Source organism: Paraburkholderia yinzeri (assembly GCF_046581065.1).
Taxonomy (GTDB): Bacteria; Pseudomonadota; Gammaproteobacteria; order Burkholderiales; family Burkholderiaceae; genus Paraburkholderia.
In genome coordinates, this window is sequence record NZ_JBFOCJ010000003.1 from 385,404 (window position 1) to 399,901 (window position 14,498).

Annotated in this window: 14 protein-coding genes and 1 riboswitch; of the genes, 1 reads left to right on the forward strand and 13 read right to left on the reverse strand. The window is 62.8% G+C overall.

From position 1 onward, the window contains the following. Positions 1–51 precede the first annotated feature (51 nt). A riboswitch (cobalamin riboswitch) is annotated at positions 52–263 on the reverse strand. Between the two features lie 59 nt (positions 264–322). The 8 genes from WJ542_RS28515 to WJ542_RS28550 form a co-directional block, all read right to left on the reverse strand. Further along, positions 323–1,324: a response regulator gene (locus tag WJ542_RS28515; RefSeq protein ID WP_411192906.1), complete on the reverse strand. Its 1,002-nt coding sequence runs from the start codon at positions 1,322–1,324 to the stop codon at positions 323–325. Further along, positions 1,324–2,457 carry an ATP-binding protein gene (locus tag WJ542_RS28520; RefSeq protein WP_411192907.1) on the reverse strand — a complete coding sequence of 378 codons (1,134 nt, stop codon included), beginning with the start codon at positions 2,455–2,457 and terminating at the stop codon, positions 1,324–1,326. The genes WJ542_RS28515 and WJ542_RS28520 overlap by 1 nt, the downstream gene beginning before the upstream one ends. A 7-nt stretch (positions 2,458–2,464) precedes the next feature. Then, positions 2,465–3,799, reverse strand: coding sequence for a sensor histidine kinase (locus WJ542_RS28525; RefSeq protein WP_411192908.1), 1,335 nt, complete (start codon positions 3,797–3,799; stop codon positions 2,465–2,467). Positions 3,800–3,821: 22 nt separating this feature from the next. Beyond that, entirely contained in the window at positions 3,822–5,210 is a 1,389-nt protein-coding gene (locus WJ542_RS28530) for a class I SAM-dependent methyltransferase (RefSeq protein ID WP_411192909.1), read from the reverse strand. Between the two features lie 348 nt (positions 5,211–5,558). Beyond that, positions 5,559–6,323, reverse strand: a complete 765-nt coding sequence (locus WJ542_RS28535; RefSeq protein WP_411192910.1) for a GGDEF domain-containing protein — start codon at positions 6,321–6,323, stop codon at positions 5,559–5,561. A gap of 11 nt (positions 6,324–6,334) precedes the next feature. Beyond that, positions 6,335–6,721, reverse strand: coding sequence for a DUF1987 domain-containing protein (locus tag WJ542_RS28540; RefSeq protein WP_411192911.1), 387 nt, complete (start codon positions 6,719–6,721; stop codon positions 6,335–6,337). 18 nt (positions 6,722–6,739) lie between these two features. Then, on the reverse strand, positions 6,740–7,303 hold the full coding sequence (locus WJ542_RS28545; RefSeq protein WP_411192912.1) for a SiaB family protein kinase: 564 nt from the start codon (positions 7,301–7,303) through the stop codon (positions 6,740–6,742). Between the two features lie 14 nt (positions 7,304–7,317). Further along, on the reverse strand, positions 7,318–8,433 hold the full coding sequence (locus WJ542_RS28550) for a SpoIIE family protein phosphatase (protein ID WP_411192913.1): 1,116 nt from the start codon (positions 8,431–8,433) through the stop codon (positions 7,318–7,320). Positions 8,434–9,060: 627 nt separating this feature from the next. Between WJ542_RS28550 and fabV the strand changes: the two genes are divergently transcribed. After that, entirely contained in the window at positions 9,061–10,257 is a 1,197-nt protein-coding gene (gene fabV / locus WJ542_RS28555) for an enoyl-ACP reductase FabV (protein WP_411192914.1), read from the forward strand. A 94-nt stretch (positions 10,258–10,351) separates the two neighbouring features. Here fabV and WJ542_RS28560 read toward each other — a convergent pair whose 3' ends face one another. From WJ542_RS28560 to WJ542_RS28580, 5 genes are all read right to left on the reverse strand, one after another. Next, a complete protein-coding gene (locus WJ542_RS28560) occupies positions 10,352–10,759 on the reverse strand; it encodes a hypothetical protein (protein ID WP_411192915.1) in 408 nt (135 codons plus the stop codon). A gap of 35 nt (positions 10,760–10,794) precedes the next feature. Beyond that, positions 10,795–11,160, reverse strand: coding sequence for a response regulator (locus WJ542_RS28565; RefSeq protein WP_411192916.1), 366 nt, complete (start codon positions 11,158–11,160; stop codon positions 10,795–10,797). A 24-nt stretch (positions 11,161–11,184) separates the two neighbouring features. Further along, positions 11,185–12,147 carry a chemotaxis protein CheX gene (locus tag WJ542_RS28570; protein WP_411192917.1) on the reverse strand — a complete coding sequence of 321 codons (963 nt, stop codon included), beginning with the start codon at positions 12,145–12,147 and terminating at the stop codon, positions 11,185–11,187. Between the two features lie 295 nt (positions 12,148–12,442). Further along, positions 12,443–13,201 (reverse strand): SDR family NAD(P)-dependent oxidoreductase, encoded by a 759-nt coding sequence (locus WJ542_RS28575; protein ID WP_411192918.1) that lies wholly within the window; start codon positions 13,199–13,201, stop codon positions 12,443–12,445. A 49-nt stretch (positions 13,202–13,250) separates the two neighbouring features. Next, positions 13,251–14,480 (reverse strand): MFS transporter, encoded by a 1,230-nt coding sequence (locus tag WJ542_RS28580; RefSeq protein WP_411192919.1) that lies wholly within the window; start codon positions 14,478–14,480, stop codon positions 13,251–13,253. Positions 14,481–14,498: the final 18 nt, after the last annotated feature.

Here is a 14,498-nt window from a genome sequence, read left to right on the forward strand (position 1 = left end):
GACCGCGTAAAGCGGCGCTGGCGCATTGGGACACCCCGCCCGTTGCGGCTGCATGGACCTCGGTTGATGGCAGGTCTCCTGGCTCGCGGGTCTCTGTCCTGTGCCGGCCTTCCCGGTTTCCCAGTGGCGCGGGGTGGCATGGACTCGCCGCTTACAGTTGCGGGGGCAGCCGCAGACTTTCGAAACCCGGCCGTTTTCACGGCGAGCTTCGACTGCGTTCCCTTTTGATCCCGTTGCCGGGAACCATCAGCGCGAAAGCGTAATCGCCCCTACGTTGCGGTGTCAACCTTTCGAGCAAAACCGCTCTCACCCCCTGCCGCGTTCAGAACTGCTCGATCCAGGCCGCGAGGCGGTCGGCAGGAAATTCCGTTCTGTGCTGAGTGGGCAGGAACGCCATGCCACTGTCCTTGCGTACCGGTTCGAGCGCGAAGTCGTTCCCGTCCAGCCAAAGCAGGCTGGCCAGCCAGACGGCGTGCCGGACCGACACGGCCTTGCTGGCCGGCTCGCCCAGGAACTCGGCCAGCGCGGTGAGATCGTCCAGGATCAGGCCGTCGCCTTCGCGCCGGACCGTGATGCCCGCGTGCTCCAGCGTTTCGGCCATCGCGGCCACCGCGTTGCCGGTGGTCGAGCCGACGTGGCGGTTACGCAGCGCCGCGAGGTTCGCCGCCACCATATGGCCAAACGTGCCGCTTCGGGCGCTCTCCGCAGCGATCAGATCGGAGTAGTCCATCAGCAGCCAGTCCGGCTCGGGACTGGGTACCTCGGCGAGTACCGCCGCAGCCAGGTAGGTCTCCACCGGCTGGAACCGCTCGGGCCCGATCAGCGCGGCCGAGAGGGACCGGACAAGGCCGATCCGCGTGGCGAGCGTCTGCTTTTGCAGCACGCCCAGCTTCTCGCGCACGAGCTGGTCCCGCTCCTTGCGCAGCTCGGCCAGTTCGAGCGCCTGTTTCAGCTCCATGCGCAATGCGGTGATGTCCCACGGCTTCTTGATATAGCGGTGGATCTGACCGAGGTTCACGGCCGCCACGGTCTGGTCGATCTCCGAATACGCGGTGGTCAAGATCCGCACGATATGCGGATAGCGCTCGCTCGCGTAACGCAGCAACTCGTTGCCGTACTCGCCCGGCATGCGCTGGTCGGAGACAAGGACCCCCACCCTGTCACCGTGTGCGTCCAGCAGCGCCTTGCCTTCCTCTACCGAGCCGCCAGTCAGGACCGGCGCCAGGCTTCCAATGGCACGCTGGAAGTACTTCACGGCCGTGGCCTCGTCATCGACGAAGAGGATCGCCGGTGACGACTCCTGGTTGGCTTTCGCTTCGTTCATCAACAACTCCTGAGTGTTTGACCTTTGATAGGGGGGAAATCCAGCACTACGTTGGTGCCAACCCCCGACGTGGACTCGATCCGAAGTCCACCGCCGCAAGACTGCATGACACGGTTGCATAGAATCAGGCCCAAGCCGTGGCCGCCGGATTGTGCGTGCGTTGTAATCGGGTCCGTCAACAGGCGGGCTTTGATCTCGGGCGGAATGCCCGGGCCGTTGTCGGAAATGCCGATACCGGGACTGGGTTCCGCCGTGACGGTAAAGCGCACAGACGGAGCGGGAATATCCGCGAGCGCGCGCAGCGCGTTCGACAAGAGCGAGGAGAGCACGAGCGCCACGCAGTTCGGCTGCGTGACCACGGCAAAGTCGCCGTCGACCTCGACCTGTACCCACGACCGCTGCCCCGCAGCGAACGGATAGGTATCGAGCAAGGCGGAAATCAGCCCGTGCGCCGTGATCTCGCTGCGGGCGTCGTCCCCGGCAGGCTTGCGGCGCCCGTTTTGGACCGAGCGCCAGAAGGACGAAACCACCGCGAGGCAGTACTGCGCGCTCTCGCGCATGGATCGGGCGGCGCCGTCGATATCCCACTGCGACTCGTGCTGCTCGTCGGCGCGATGTTCGATGTTGCTCGCGTTCAAGGCGATGGCAGCAAGCGGCGTGTTCAATTCGTGCGCCAGAAAGGCCAGAGTCTCGTCGATCGCGATCAGCCGGTGATTCTGGATGGCGCGTTCCTGGTGGCGCTCGAACGCCAGTTGCAGCGTCTCGCGCACGGAAGCCTGCCTGAGCGGCTTTTCGAGGATGCGGAACACCTCGCCGGTATTGACCGTCTGCAGCAGCACGTCGATGTCGGCATAAGCCGTCACCAGAATCCGAACGATGTGCGGGTAGTCGTGCGCCACCTGGCGCAGCAGGTCGCCGCCGTCGCGGCCCGGCATGCGGAAATCCGTGACCAGCACGGCAATGCGGGCGCTGTCCCGCTCCAGGACGGCGATGGCCTCATCGCTGCTCGTGGCCAGCAGGACCTCGTAATCCGCACCGACCATGCGCGAGAAATACTTTCCCGCCAGCTCTTCGTCGTCGACGTAGAGAACCGTGGGCTGTGTTTGCCGGATGTCTTGCCGGATTTCGTTCATGGCGTTCTCACGGCGCGCGCGACAGATCGAAGCTGAACGACGCCCAGTTGCCCAGCTCGCTCTCGGCGAACAGCAGGCCGCCGTGGCGCTCGATGACCGCATAGCTGATCGACAAGCCGAGGCCGAGGCCTTGTCCCACCTCGCGGGTGGTAAAGAACGGCTCGAACACGCGCGCGAGATTCTCGTCCTTGATGCCCGGCCCGTTGTCCTTGACCGTCACGGCGAGGCGTTGCTCCTCCCATTTCGCCGAGATGTGAATCGCCGGCCCGGTGGTGCCCGCGTTGCGCATGGCCAGGACTGCGTTGGAGAGCAGGTTGATCAGCACGCCGATGATGGCCGCTTCGTCGCCCTGCACGAGCGTATCGGTCGGAAGCTCGCGCGTCACCGTGACGCCGCGCAATTCGTGCGCGACAAGCCGCGTAGCGGAATCGAGCGCTTTTTCGAACAGGAAGGGCGTCCCCACCTCCGCTTCGGCGCCCGGCTTGCGGTAGGCAAAGGTCTTGAGGTCCGACACGATGTGCTGGATCCGCTGCATGCCCTGCTTGGCGTCGACGAGACATTCCTGCAGCGTTGGCTCCGCTTTGGCCGCGGGCTCTTCCATAGCGACTTCGATTGCCATCAGGCAAAAGTTCACGGGGTTATTGACCTCATGCAGCAACCCCGCGGCAAGCGTACCGATAGCCGCCATCTTTTCCTGCTGCAGCAACTGCCCCTTGATGTCGACCAGCTTGCGGTTGATCGATTCGAGCTCGGCGTTCTTCTGCGAGACTTCCGCCTTCAGGCGGAACAACATGAAGCGCACCCGCTCGTTGAAGAAGGTATAGACGCCGCTGGCGGCAGCGGCGAACAGAAGGAGCAGGACGTTGACGGTCAGCGTGCCGATAGGCGCGCCGCCGCCGGAATGCAGCAGGCAGGCAATCAGGTAGAGCGCGCAGGACAACACGCCGAAAACCATGTTCTGCCATAAGCCGAATGGCAGTGCGATGCCCGAAGCGAAGATGGCCAGGTTCAGGCCCATGTAGTAGGGCGACAGTACCCCGTCGGTCCTCCAGATCATCCACGAAATCATGATCTGCGGCAGCAGTAGCCAGGACAGCGTCAACCATGGAGAAAAGCGTCGCCCCGCCACGCTGCCCAGCAGGATCGCAATGCCGCCTATCAGCAGCGAGACGACCACGCGCGCGGCAGAGAACGAGATCAGTTGTTGAGGATACTGCGCATAATCCAGCCCCACGCCGAGCAGGACGAGCACGATGGCGGTACAGGCACCGCCGCGGCTGAAGGTCACGCGGAAGTCGGCCAGTTCGGTTTGATAGCCTGTGTGCAGTTGAGCAGTGCTCATGGATGGGGTGTCCGCCGGCGTTTCAGAGGATCGTGGCTTCCGCGAACACATTCACCCCGGTCTCATCGACGTAGAGCTTGTGGTCGGCGGATTGCGTGGGCAGCAGCGAACTCATGCCGCTCTCGTTCCGATAGATCAGATACCACTCGAGCAGATGCTCCATGCCGTACTTCTCGGGGTTCGCCGAATGGACGTTGGTGACGAGCAACTGGCCGCCGGGCCGCGTGCGGGCCGCGAAATAACTCAACAGACGCGCGCAGACCTTGTCCGAGAGATAGTCGAAGAGGCCGGCACAGTAGACGGCGTCGAATTCCCGCGAAGACTCGTCGGGCGAGATCTTGCGTTTGAGCAGGTCGTGCACGGATTGATGCACCATTTCCACCGAGGTCTTGTGTCCGGCTTCGGCCGCCGCCTGTTTGATCGAGGCCTCCGTAAAGGCCAGCGTTTCCTCGCTGAAATCGACCAGTTGAAACGACAGCAGCTCGGGCTGCGCATATTCGCGCACGAAGCGCTGGATCTCGAACGCCGGTCCGCAGCCGACGTTGAGGATACGAAACGGCCTGCCCGCAATGCGCGCTGCATCGGCCTGACGCGTGAGAAAGTCGATCAGCAGCGTGATCCGGTTGCGGTGCGCGGTTGCCACGGCGGCCTTGAGGAACGCCGTGTTGACGATCTGGAAGTAGGTGGTCGGCCCTTGCTGCGGATCGCTCAGGATCTGGTTGACCATCTCGTAGTCGCCGGCATAGCCCAGCGGCTTGGTGAACGTCCGGTAGACGAAGGGCGCGCGCAGCAGCAGCGGATGCAGTGCCGACTGCGCATAGGATCGATGCACGGGCGCCAGCTCGGGATCGACACGCTCCGCCTCTTCCTCCAGCCAGTTGAGGTAGGTCTTGACCTTGACCATGATGGGCGTGGCGAGCTCGTAGAACAGATCCTCGCGCAGCCTGCCTTCGTTTTTCGGCAGGCTTTCGGTCAGATCGACCTGCTCGACCCAGCGCGACACTTCCGAGAGGAACGCGCGCATCTCGTTGACCACGATCTGATAGTCGCGCCGGATATTGAAGCGCGTATCCCAGTCGGTGATGAAGAGTTCGGCTTCCCGCCCGACCGACCTGGGTTCGTTGGGCAGCACGCTAAGCTCGCGCCACTCGTCGATCAGCGCCAGCGAAACCACCGCGGTGAGGCCGGTGTTCACGAGGCTGACGACCACCGCCTTGCCCAGATAGGCGTTCTTGGCGCCCATCCGCACGCTCAGGTCGCTCAGGACTTCGCTGACCTGCACGATCGAGTATGGGTTATAGACCTCCATCACCAGCGACTTTCTCTGGAGGTTGATGATGGTTCCACGCACCTGCTCGCGCTGTGAGTTGCGGAAGCTAACTACCGGGTCGATTTGCGTTTGAGAGTACACGGTATAAGAACCTGAGGAATCCGGAAAACGCAGCGGGGTATCGGACGAGGTCCAGTGAATGGCGGCTGCACGTTCGGCATCGCATTCGATGCCGTGGACGCGGTCCGAACCAGCATTGCACTGGAAACACCCAAACCCTTGGCCGGAGTGGCTCCGGCGTGTTGCAGTGTAACATCAACGCGGATTATTCTGACCTATGCCAATTTTGGAGGGAAGGACCTCCGGCCCGGGGGGGCAGGTCGCGGATGCAGGCGGGGGAGGCGGCGCTGCACGCGGCAAGCGCAGTTGCCGGGCGCAGGTTCCAGGCGCTGGATTCCAGCGCGAGGGTGCCGCGATACAGTGGCCGCGCTAGTCTTGCCGCGGCACCGGCTTCGATGCGCTCACTTGCTGTTGCGCGTCGAATTCGATGCGGTTTCTGCCGCCGCGCTTCGCTGCGTAGAGGGCGGCGTCCGCGATGCCATAGGCAGTATCGAAATCCGTGCCCGCGGGGTTGTCGCTCACGCCGAAACTGGCCGTGATGCTCCGGCTCACGGGCGCCCGGAACACATGGCTGGCGATGGCCGCGCGCATGTCTTCGGCGAGCAGCAGCGCATCGGCGATATCGGCGCCCGGCATCACGACGGTGAACTCCTCGCCGCCCACGCGCCCGATGAAGCCCGTGCTGCCAAGGATCTGGCGAAGGCAGTTGACGATGCCGAGAATCACGGTGTCGCCGGCAGGGTGGCCGAAATCGTCGTTGACCTTCTTGAAGTCGTCGATGTCGAGCAGGATCATCACGGCCCGGTTCACGCGCAGCGCCTTGACCGTTCGCTCGATCACGGCGCTGCGATTGAGCACGCCGGTGAGCGCGTCGTGAGTCGCGCGATACTGCAACTGCTGGGTCAGTGCCTGCATTTCGCGCTCGGCCCGATCGCTGCGCCCGATCAGCCGGCGCGTCTCGCGCATCAGGCGCTCGTAATGGCCGATGAGTTCGCCTAGCGCCTCGCGATAGCGCCCGGCTTCGGCGTGCGGATCCTCGCACATTGCCCTGGCGCGTTCCAGGGCCTCGCTCTCGCTGCGGAACAGATCCGGCGCGTCGCCATGCGACGCGCTCCGGGAGTCGACCGGTTTCACGACGGCGGTTCTCAAGTTGCAACCGGGCAATCGTTGAACTTGATCGCCGTGAAATCGGTTTGCAATTCCTCGCCGAACTCGAGGATCGTTTCGTCTTCTTCGTCGCGGTACCAGTTCACCTCCACCCGGTTGCCGGACGTCGCGGCCCGGTCCAGGGCGTCGAACATGCCGAAGAGCATTTTCGTGCTGGAGCTGTTGAAGTAGGTGAGCGTCACGTCGACCGTGATCGCGGCATCCGCGCAACCCGCGAGCCAGGCGTTCAACTGTTCCATGATGGGCGCATAGAATGCGGCGGCGTTCTCGGGATAGGATTCGCCACGAAGCGCAAGCACGTTCTGGTCGAAGCGGAAGTCGATTTCCGGCGACGTGGCCGTGGCGGCGATGAAAAGATTTTCCATTCTGTACACGGACCCTGGTCAGATGATGGTCTTGAGGCAAAACAGCGTGGTGCCCGGATCGTCCTGGCGCGGATAAAAGGCAAATTCGATCGGAGCGCTGGCGTCGCGCGCCATCGTCAGGAAGCCGAGGCCCGCGCCCTTGCTGTCGACCGGCGTTTCGGCGCGCAACGACGTTTTGTAGGCCTGCTTGATTTCTTCGATCGACATGTTGCGCAGCGGTTCGAGCTTCTCGCGCAGATCGTCGACGGCACGCGTGGCGATCGGGTTGATGCACACCATCAGGTGACGCTCGCCGTCGCTGGAAATGCACATCGCGCCTTCGCGGATCGCGCCGCCTTGCCCCGTGGCCTCGGGCAGCGAGTCCGACGAATAGTGGACGATGTTCTGCGAGAGCTCGATGAAGGACGAAAAGATCTTCCGGCGCGTCGACGTGGTGACGCCGGCGACTTCCAGTTGCAGCTTCACGACTTCGCTCATCGCCGCCACGATGCTGTGCGAGAAATAGCCTTTGTGATAGAAAATCAGATTGCGCTGCTGGGCAATTTCGAAGAAGCAGCTATGCTGATCCATAGTGACAGACATGGTTGTGGAGTACCTCAAACTCGTGCAAAGAAGAGCGTGACGTCGTCACGCCGGGATTGCGTTTCCTGCCACTGGGCGAGCGCGTCGAGCAGGCCCGCGCAAATCGCGGACGGTGCTTCCTCGCGGCGGCCCAGAATCAGTTCGATTGCGCGGCGCTTGCCGAAGGCAATCTTTCGCGGACCGCCGATCTGATCGGTCAGCCCATCCGTCGAAACGAACAGCAGGCTCCCGCGGGGAACCTCGACGGTGTGCAGCGTCCATGCGTAGTCGGCGAGGCTGTCTACATAGCCCACGCCCATGCGTTCTCCGGCGATCGTTTCGAATTCGTCCGCATCCGGCCGAAGCACATGCAGCGCCACCCGCGCGCCGGCAAACGATACTTGCTGGCGGGCGGCATCGAACCAGAAGAAGGCGGCGTCGAGCCCGTCGTTGGACTGCGGGGCGTCGCCGCTGCCGTTGATTTGTCCTAGCAGCCCCTTGACGTTGCGGTTCACGGCGCCAAGCAGCGCCGACGGGTCGCGCGGCCCGAGCCTCTCCAGCGCTTGCGACAGCGAGGCCGAAGCGAGCAGGGTCATGAACGCGCCGGGCACGCCATGCCCGGTGCAGTCGGCCACGGCGCCGAACCAGCCGTCGGGAAACGACGCGAAATGGTAGAAGTCGCCGCCCACCACGTCGCGCGGCTCCCAGACGAGCGCGGCATCGGGCAGCATGGTCGAGAGCATGTCGCGCGACGCGCGCAACATCGCCTGCTGGATCACGCTCGCATATTCGATGCTCTGCATGATCTGGCGGTTCTTGGCCGCCTGCATTTCCGCCACGCTGCCGAGAAGCCGCAGGCCGTTGCCGACGCCCGCGAACCGTCCCTCACGCGTGACGATGAAGCCGTCCACCAGCGCCTTCTCGCCCACCTCGACCGTCTTGAACGTGAGCGCCTCGATGCTCATGTCGGCATCGACGATCAGCGGCTCCTTGTCCATGAACGCAATGCAGCTCTTTTTGTCGTAAAGCTCGCGATGAAACGGCTTGCTCATTTTCGAGAGGAATATATCCCGATTGATCAAACCGATAGGGCGACTGTTTTCGACAACAGCGAGACTGACCATATCGGGCCGCGAATAAAAAATCTCCATGACCTGAGAATTCGAATCCGTGGCGTCAATGGCCGGCACTTCCTGAACCAGATCACCGGCGCTTCGCGGGCCAGCGGAAAATCCCGGACGACGAAATTGCGCAAGCGCGGGATGCATGGCGATCCGCTCCTGTCCATGAGGAAAACAAGCACGCTAAAGGCTATTTATGTCAGTTTCGTTACAGGAGCGATGGAAGTGGAACGATGTTGGGGGCGTTCCGCCCGACGGCCCTCGCGCTAACGTTTGCGGGATTCCGGACGGCGCAGACGGGGCCAAAACGCCGGTCGAAGCAATAAATTTGTAAGCTGGCGTTTTCGGCCTGCCGTCACGCGCAGGCTGGCTCTCCGCGCTCTGTCTCCAGGCTAACAGATAATCGAAAAATGATTTTCCAGTCTCGACCATGCGATTCTCGTGCGATTCAAGCGATAAAGCCGATAACCTCATTTCGGCTTATTTCCACTATTCGAGAACAATCGATACTGGCCAATCGAAAACGTGAAAATCGACAGCGACGCTGATCAGCGCTCTCTCAATAGGGCGAAGGGCCTTCGTGGTCTGGCGCCCGGAAGGTGACCGGCGTTGCGTCCTTTACAATGCGCGCATGTGCTGACTTATCTGGGAGACTCCATGATTATCAAACCACGCGTGCGCGGCTTCATTTGCGTGACGACGCATCCTGCGGGATGCGAGGCCAACGTGCGCGAACAGATCGAGCACGTCGTCGCAGCGGGTCCTGTTGCCGAAGGCCCCCGCAAGGTGCTCGTGATCGGGGCATCGACCGGCTACGGCCTTGCGGCCCGCATTACGGCCGCGTTCGGCTGCGGTGCCGATACGCTAGGCGTGTTCTTCGAGCGCGGCGGCAGCGCCGACAAGCCGGGCACGGCGGGCTGGTATAACACCGCTGCCTTCGAACAGGCTGCGGCAGCCAAAGGTCTCTACGCACGGAGCCTCGACGGCGATGCCTTCTCTGCCGAGGTCAAGCAGCAAACCATCGACATCATCAAGCGCGATCTCGGCCAGGTCGATCTGGTCGTGTACAGCGTAGCCGCTCCGCGGCGCAAGCATCCCGTAACGGGGGAGATTTTCACGTCGACGCTAAAGCCCATCGGCAAGTCCGTCACGTTGCGCGGCGTCGACACGGACAAGGAAGTCGTCAGGGAGAGCACGTTCGAACCGGCGACGCAGGGCGAGATCGACGCGACGGTTGCCGTAATGGGTGGCGAAGACTGGCAGATGTGGATCGACGCCCTGCACGACGCGGGCGTTCTGGCCAAGGGCGCGAAGACCACCGCCTTTACCTATCTGGGCGATCGGGTTACGCAGGATATCTACTGGAATGGCTCGATTGGCGCCGCGAAGAAAGACCTCGACCGGACGGTTCTGAAGATTCGGGAAAGGTTGGCAGTCCTTGATGGCGACGCCCGCGTTTCCGTATTGAAGGCGGTTGTCACGCAGGCCAGTTCGGCGATCCCGATGATGCCGCTCTATCTCTCGCTGCTATTTCAGGTCATGAAGGAGAAGGGGACGCACGAAGGCTGCATCGAGCAGGTCTACGGGCTCTTCAAGGACAGCCTGTACGGCGGCGCGCCGCACGTGGACGAGGAAGGGCGTTTGCGCGCCGACTACAAGGAACTCGATCCCGAAGTGCAGGCCCGCGTGGGTCGGCTATGGGATCGGGTCAGCAGCGAAAACCTCTATCAGCTCACCGATTTTGCGGGCTACAAGACGGAATTTCTGCGCTTGTTCGGATTCGGCATCAACGGCGTGGATTACGAGGCCGATGTGAATCCCGACGTAGCGATACCGAATCTCGTTCAGTTGTAGTGTCCGGCAGCGCAGCCGTTGTTCAGGCTGCGCCCGCTCGATGCAACTCAGCCTGGCGCGACCCAGCGCGACCGGCGCACGCGTCATGACCCGCTCAGAGCTCACCCAGCACGGTAGCGCACACCGTCCGGAAGGTGTCCGAGGCTTGCCTCAGTTTCCGAAGCTCGCACCGAAGTTCTCCCTTGAGCCGTGTCGCTTCGCTACCTGCCAATACGTCGTGGTCGACTTCGATGGTATCGGCAAGATGTTGTGCGGGCACGCTCTTGTCGAAGGTCCGTATGAACGCCGGGACCTGGTCGAGGACCGTGCCGAGCCGGGCGCATTCGGAAACAGGCGCTTCGCCTGCTTCCAGTTTCACGGCGACCGCGTCGAGCCGGTCGGCCAGGGACGCGAGAAATTCGGCCGCACGTTCGCGACGGGAAAAGCTATGCGCCGCGAAACCGGATTGAATCGAGCAGGCGAACTGCGCGACGCGAAGAAGACGGTCGGCGGCGGACGGCATCGTTTCGATCCTGGACAGGCGTGTCACGGTTCAGCTCAGACGGCCAGCTTCCGGAATGTCTCGAGCACCGCTTCGCCCTTGAACGGCTTGACGATCCAGCCTTTCACGCCCGCCGCCTTGCCGCGCTCCTTCATCGCCGGACTGCTTTCGGTCGTGAGCATGACGACATTGACGGTCGTGTTCGCCAGCTCGCCGCGAATCTTTTCCACCATGGTCAGGCCGTCCATGTTGGGCATGTTGACGTCGCTGACGATCAGGCGGATGCCGGGGTCCGCTTTCAGCTTGACGAGTCCGTCCTTGCCGTCGATCGCCGTTGCAACATCGAGCCCGTTGTTCTTCAGAAAGCCCGCGACCTCGTCGCGCACCGTGCTCGAATCATCCACCACCAGTATTTTTGCCATGCTCGCCTCCTTCGCGTGCAAGGTTCAGAACAGGTCGAGTTCGCCCGTTTCCACGAGCCTATCGACATCGACGATGTTTTCGGAAAAGTCCTCGGGGGACCAGCTCAGGCTGAAGACGAAGCGCTGATCGATCGTGACCGAGCTTCCCGTCGATGGGTCCGTGAGCCGATAGCGAAAGCACAGTTGCGGGTTGCTCGAACCGAACGAAATGTAGCGGTTCTTGTGATTGACCAGCAGCGGCACCTGAACCTGGCTGCGCGATGTCATGGCTTCCTGGTTCAGGAAGCGGTCCTTGAACGCGCCCCAGATCAGATTGGTCAGCTCGCCCAGCAGGCCATTGATGTCGCGAAAGTCGCCAGGCGCGTCACCCGGACCTTCCTTCGCGAGAAGGGCAAGCATGGGGTCCTCTTCCACCTGCATGAGCATGTAGCCGCGGCACCACGCGCCGTCCAGCGGAATCAGGCTGAACACTTCGCCGAAGATGATGCGGTCGCGAACGATGCTCGGCGTGTCCCACGTTACGGAAACGCCCCGAAAGAGGCTTGCGAGGCGCACTTCGGTGATTTCGGAGATGCCCCGCACGAGGGCATTGGGAAACTCGAGGCTGAAGATGTACTCGTCGACTGCCGCCGAGAGTGCGGCCATCTCGCGCGTCGTGAAGGTAGCGCAGACGGCTTTGCGCAGCGTCGCGGGCAAGGCGTCGGGCGACGTTCCCGACGAAAGACGCAGGATGATCGGCAGCTCGGGACGCAGCGCCTCGATGCGCAGGGCCGCGCTGGTCGCTTCCTCGATGGAGCCGCCGTAGTCGTCCCCCAGCAGCACCCCGCCCAGATCGATGTTCGAGCGCAGCACGGACATGAGACGGTCGTGACGCGCTTTGAGCGCGACGAGACAGCGTTCGTCGCAGAACTGCTTGAGCGCGGGAGCGTGATCGGGGTTGTCGTCGAGAACCAGCAATTTGCTGATCGGGACTTTCGCGTCTGTCATGTGAACGTACCTGGTTGGGGCGGCGGCGTATCCCCGCAACTATCGGAGGATACGTTATGTAACCCTAATTAATTGCTCAACAGGGAAGTGGGCTGGCGATTGGGGAAGCGCAGTGCCAACACGGCAATCCAGGCACGCCAAAAGGGGCGTCCCGATCGAGTCGAGCGCCGCAATTATTCCAGGCGAGTATGACGGCAGGGTGACTCAATAAGCATAAATCCGGCGTGCGCGGTGAAATGCGTTATTGCGTCGGGCGATCTAAATTAAATCGTGGGAATGCCGTTAACCATGGCGCTCAGATGCTCATGCCGCCATCCACGGGCAGCGTCGCGCCCGTGACGAAACTGCTCAGCGACGATGCGAGATACGTCACTCCATTGGCGATTTCCACCGGATCGGCATGGCGGCGCAGCGGGATGACCCCGTTGAGAAACGCGGTGGCGTCGGTGTTCAGCACGTGATCGAGCGAGCGTTCGATGGCGCCCTGAAATTCGTTTGCCACCGGCCCGGGGTGGATCGTATTGACGCGTATCCTGCGCGGAGCGAGTTCTTTCGCGAGGACGCGCATGAGACCGACCACGGCATGCTTCGACGTGGCATAAGCTGCGACGCCCGGATCCGCCGTCAAGCCCATGACGCTCGACATCATGATGATCGAGCCGCCATCGTTCATCTGGGGAATCGCGTATTTGCAGGTGAGGAAGCTGCCGCGAACGGCCACGCGCAGCACCCGGTCGAAGACGTCCTCGGGATAGTCCGTCAACGGCGCGACCTGGCCGAACACGCCGGCGTTGGCGAACACCACGTCGATCTTGCCGAAGCGCGCGAGCGTTGTTGCTACGAAACGCCGGGTGTCGCTGGCGTCGCCGACGTCTGCGGCGCAACCCGCGGCGTCCGGGTGCGCCAGTGCGGCAAGCGTCGCATCGATCTGTGAGGAATCCAGATCGACCAGCATCACGCGTGCGCCCTCATCGAGAAAGCGGCGTGCCGTTGCGGTTCCAATGCTGCCCGCGCCGCCCGTGATCAGGCAGGTTTTGCCGTTCAGTAAGCTCATCGTCCTCGGATTCCTGTTTCCGTGAAGGCGGGAAGGGATGGCTCGAACCTCAGGCCATCGACGAACCCGCCTCGTGCGCACCGCTCGTGTGGCGCGCGGTTTCCTTCATTAGCAACCCGACGAGGAAGACGACGGCCGCGCCGCCCAGCGCCATGTAAAGCGGCACCGAGAGCCCGAATTGCTGGGCCAGCGCGCCGCCGACGGCGGGCGCCGCCGTCGCGCCGACAATCTCGGCCGCCATCGTCGCCATGCCGATCGCCGTTGCACCTAGCCGCGCGGGAACGGTCTCCGTGGGCACCAGCACCATCAGCAGCGCGACGATGCCTTGCTGCGCGTTCGTCAGGAAGAAGATCCCGGCCAGCAGCCACAGATTGGCGTACAGCGACTGCGTGAGCATGGCCAGGACGAGCAGGGCGATCAGCACCGACATGATGAGGAGTGCGGCCTTGCGTCCGATGCGGTCCGAGAGCGTCGGAAAAATAATCCCGAGGAGGAATGCGCCAAAGCCGGCGGCGCCAAGCAGGAATCCCGCCGTGGTTCCGCTCTGGCCCGCCACCTGCGTGATGTAAAGCGGCGCAAAGACGTTGACCTCGAAGAGCCAGCAGATGACGCCGATGGCGCCAAGGCAACAGAGCCACATGTTGCGGTAGGTGAGGATCGACAGATAGTCGCCGGGCGTGAGGTGCTCCTTCTCGACCCTGGCTTTGCGCGCGGGCTCCGGAACGAACTTCCAGATCAGGAGGCCGAGAAGGATGCCCGGCACACCGGCGACGAAGAACGCCGTTCGCCAGCCTTCGTGCGCGGCGACCTGGGTGGTCAGCACGGGGGCGACGGCGAGACCGATCAGCGACGCGGCACTGACCACGATCCCGACATTGCGGCCCCGGTGCTGCGGTTCGGCCGTTTCTTCCGTGAGCGCCATGATGACCGAGAAGCACGGCCCTTCGGCAATGCCCAGCAACCCGCGCACCAGCAGCATCTGCTCGTAGCTCTGGACGATACCGGATAGCCAGGAGAGCAGCGAGAACGCGAAGATCGAGGGCAGCAAAACCTTACGGCGTCCTATGCGATCGGAGAGCGCGCCGAGCAGCAAGGTGGAGATTGCCCAGCAGATGCCGGTGATCGCGGCCAGATTGCCCACCTTCGCACTATCGAGGTGGAGGTCGCCGATCATGTAGGGCGCCAGGTAGAGCTGCGACATGCGGTCCAGAAAGACCGTTCCCCACGTCAGGAACAGCAAAAGCAGCACGAGTTTCGAACGTCCGTCCGACCTTTCCATGATGTACCCCTCCGTTTA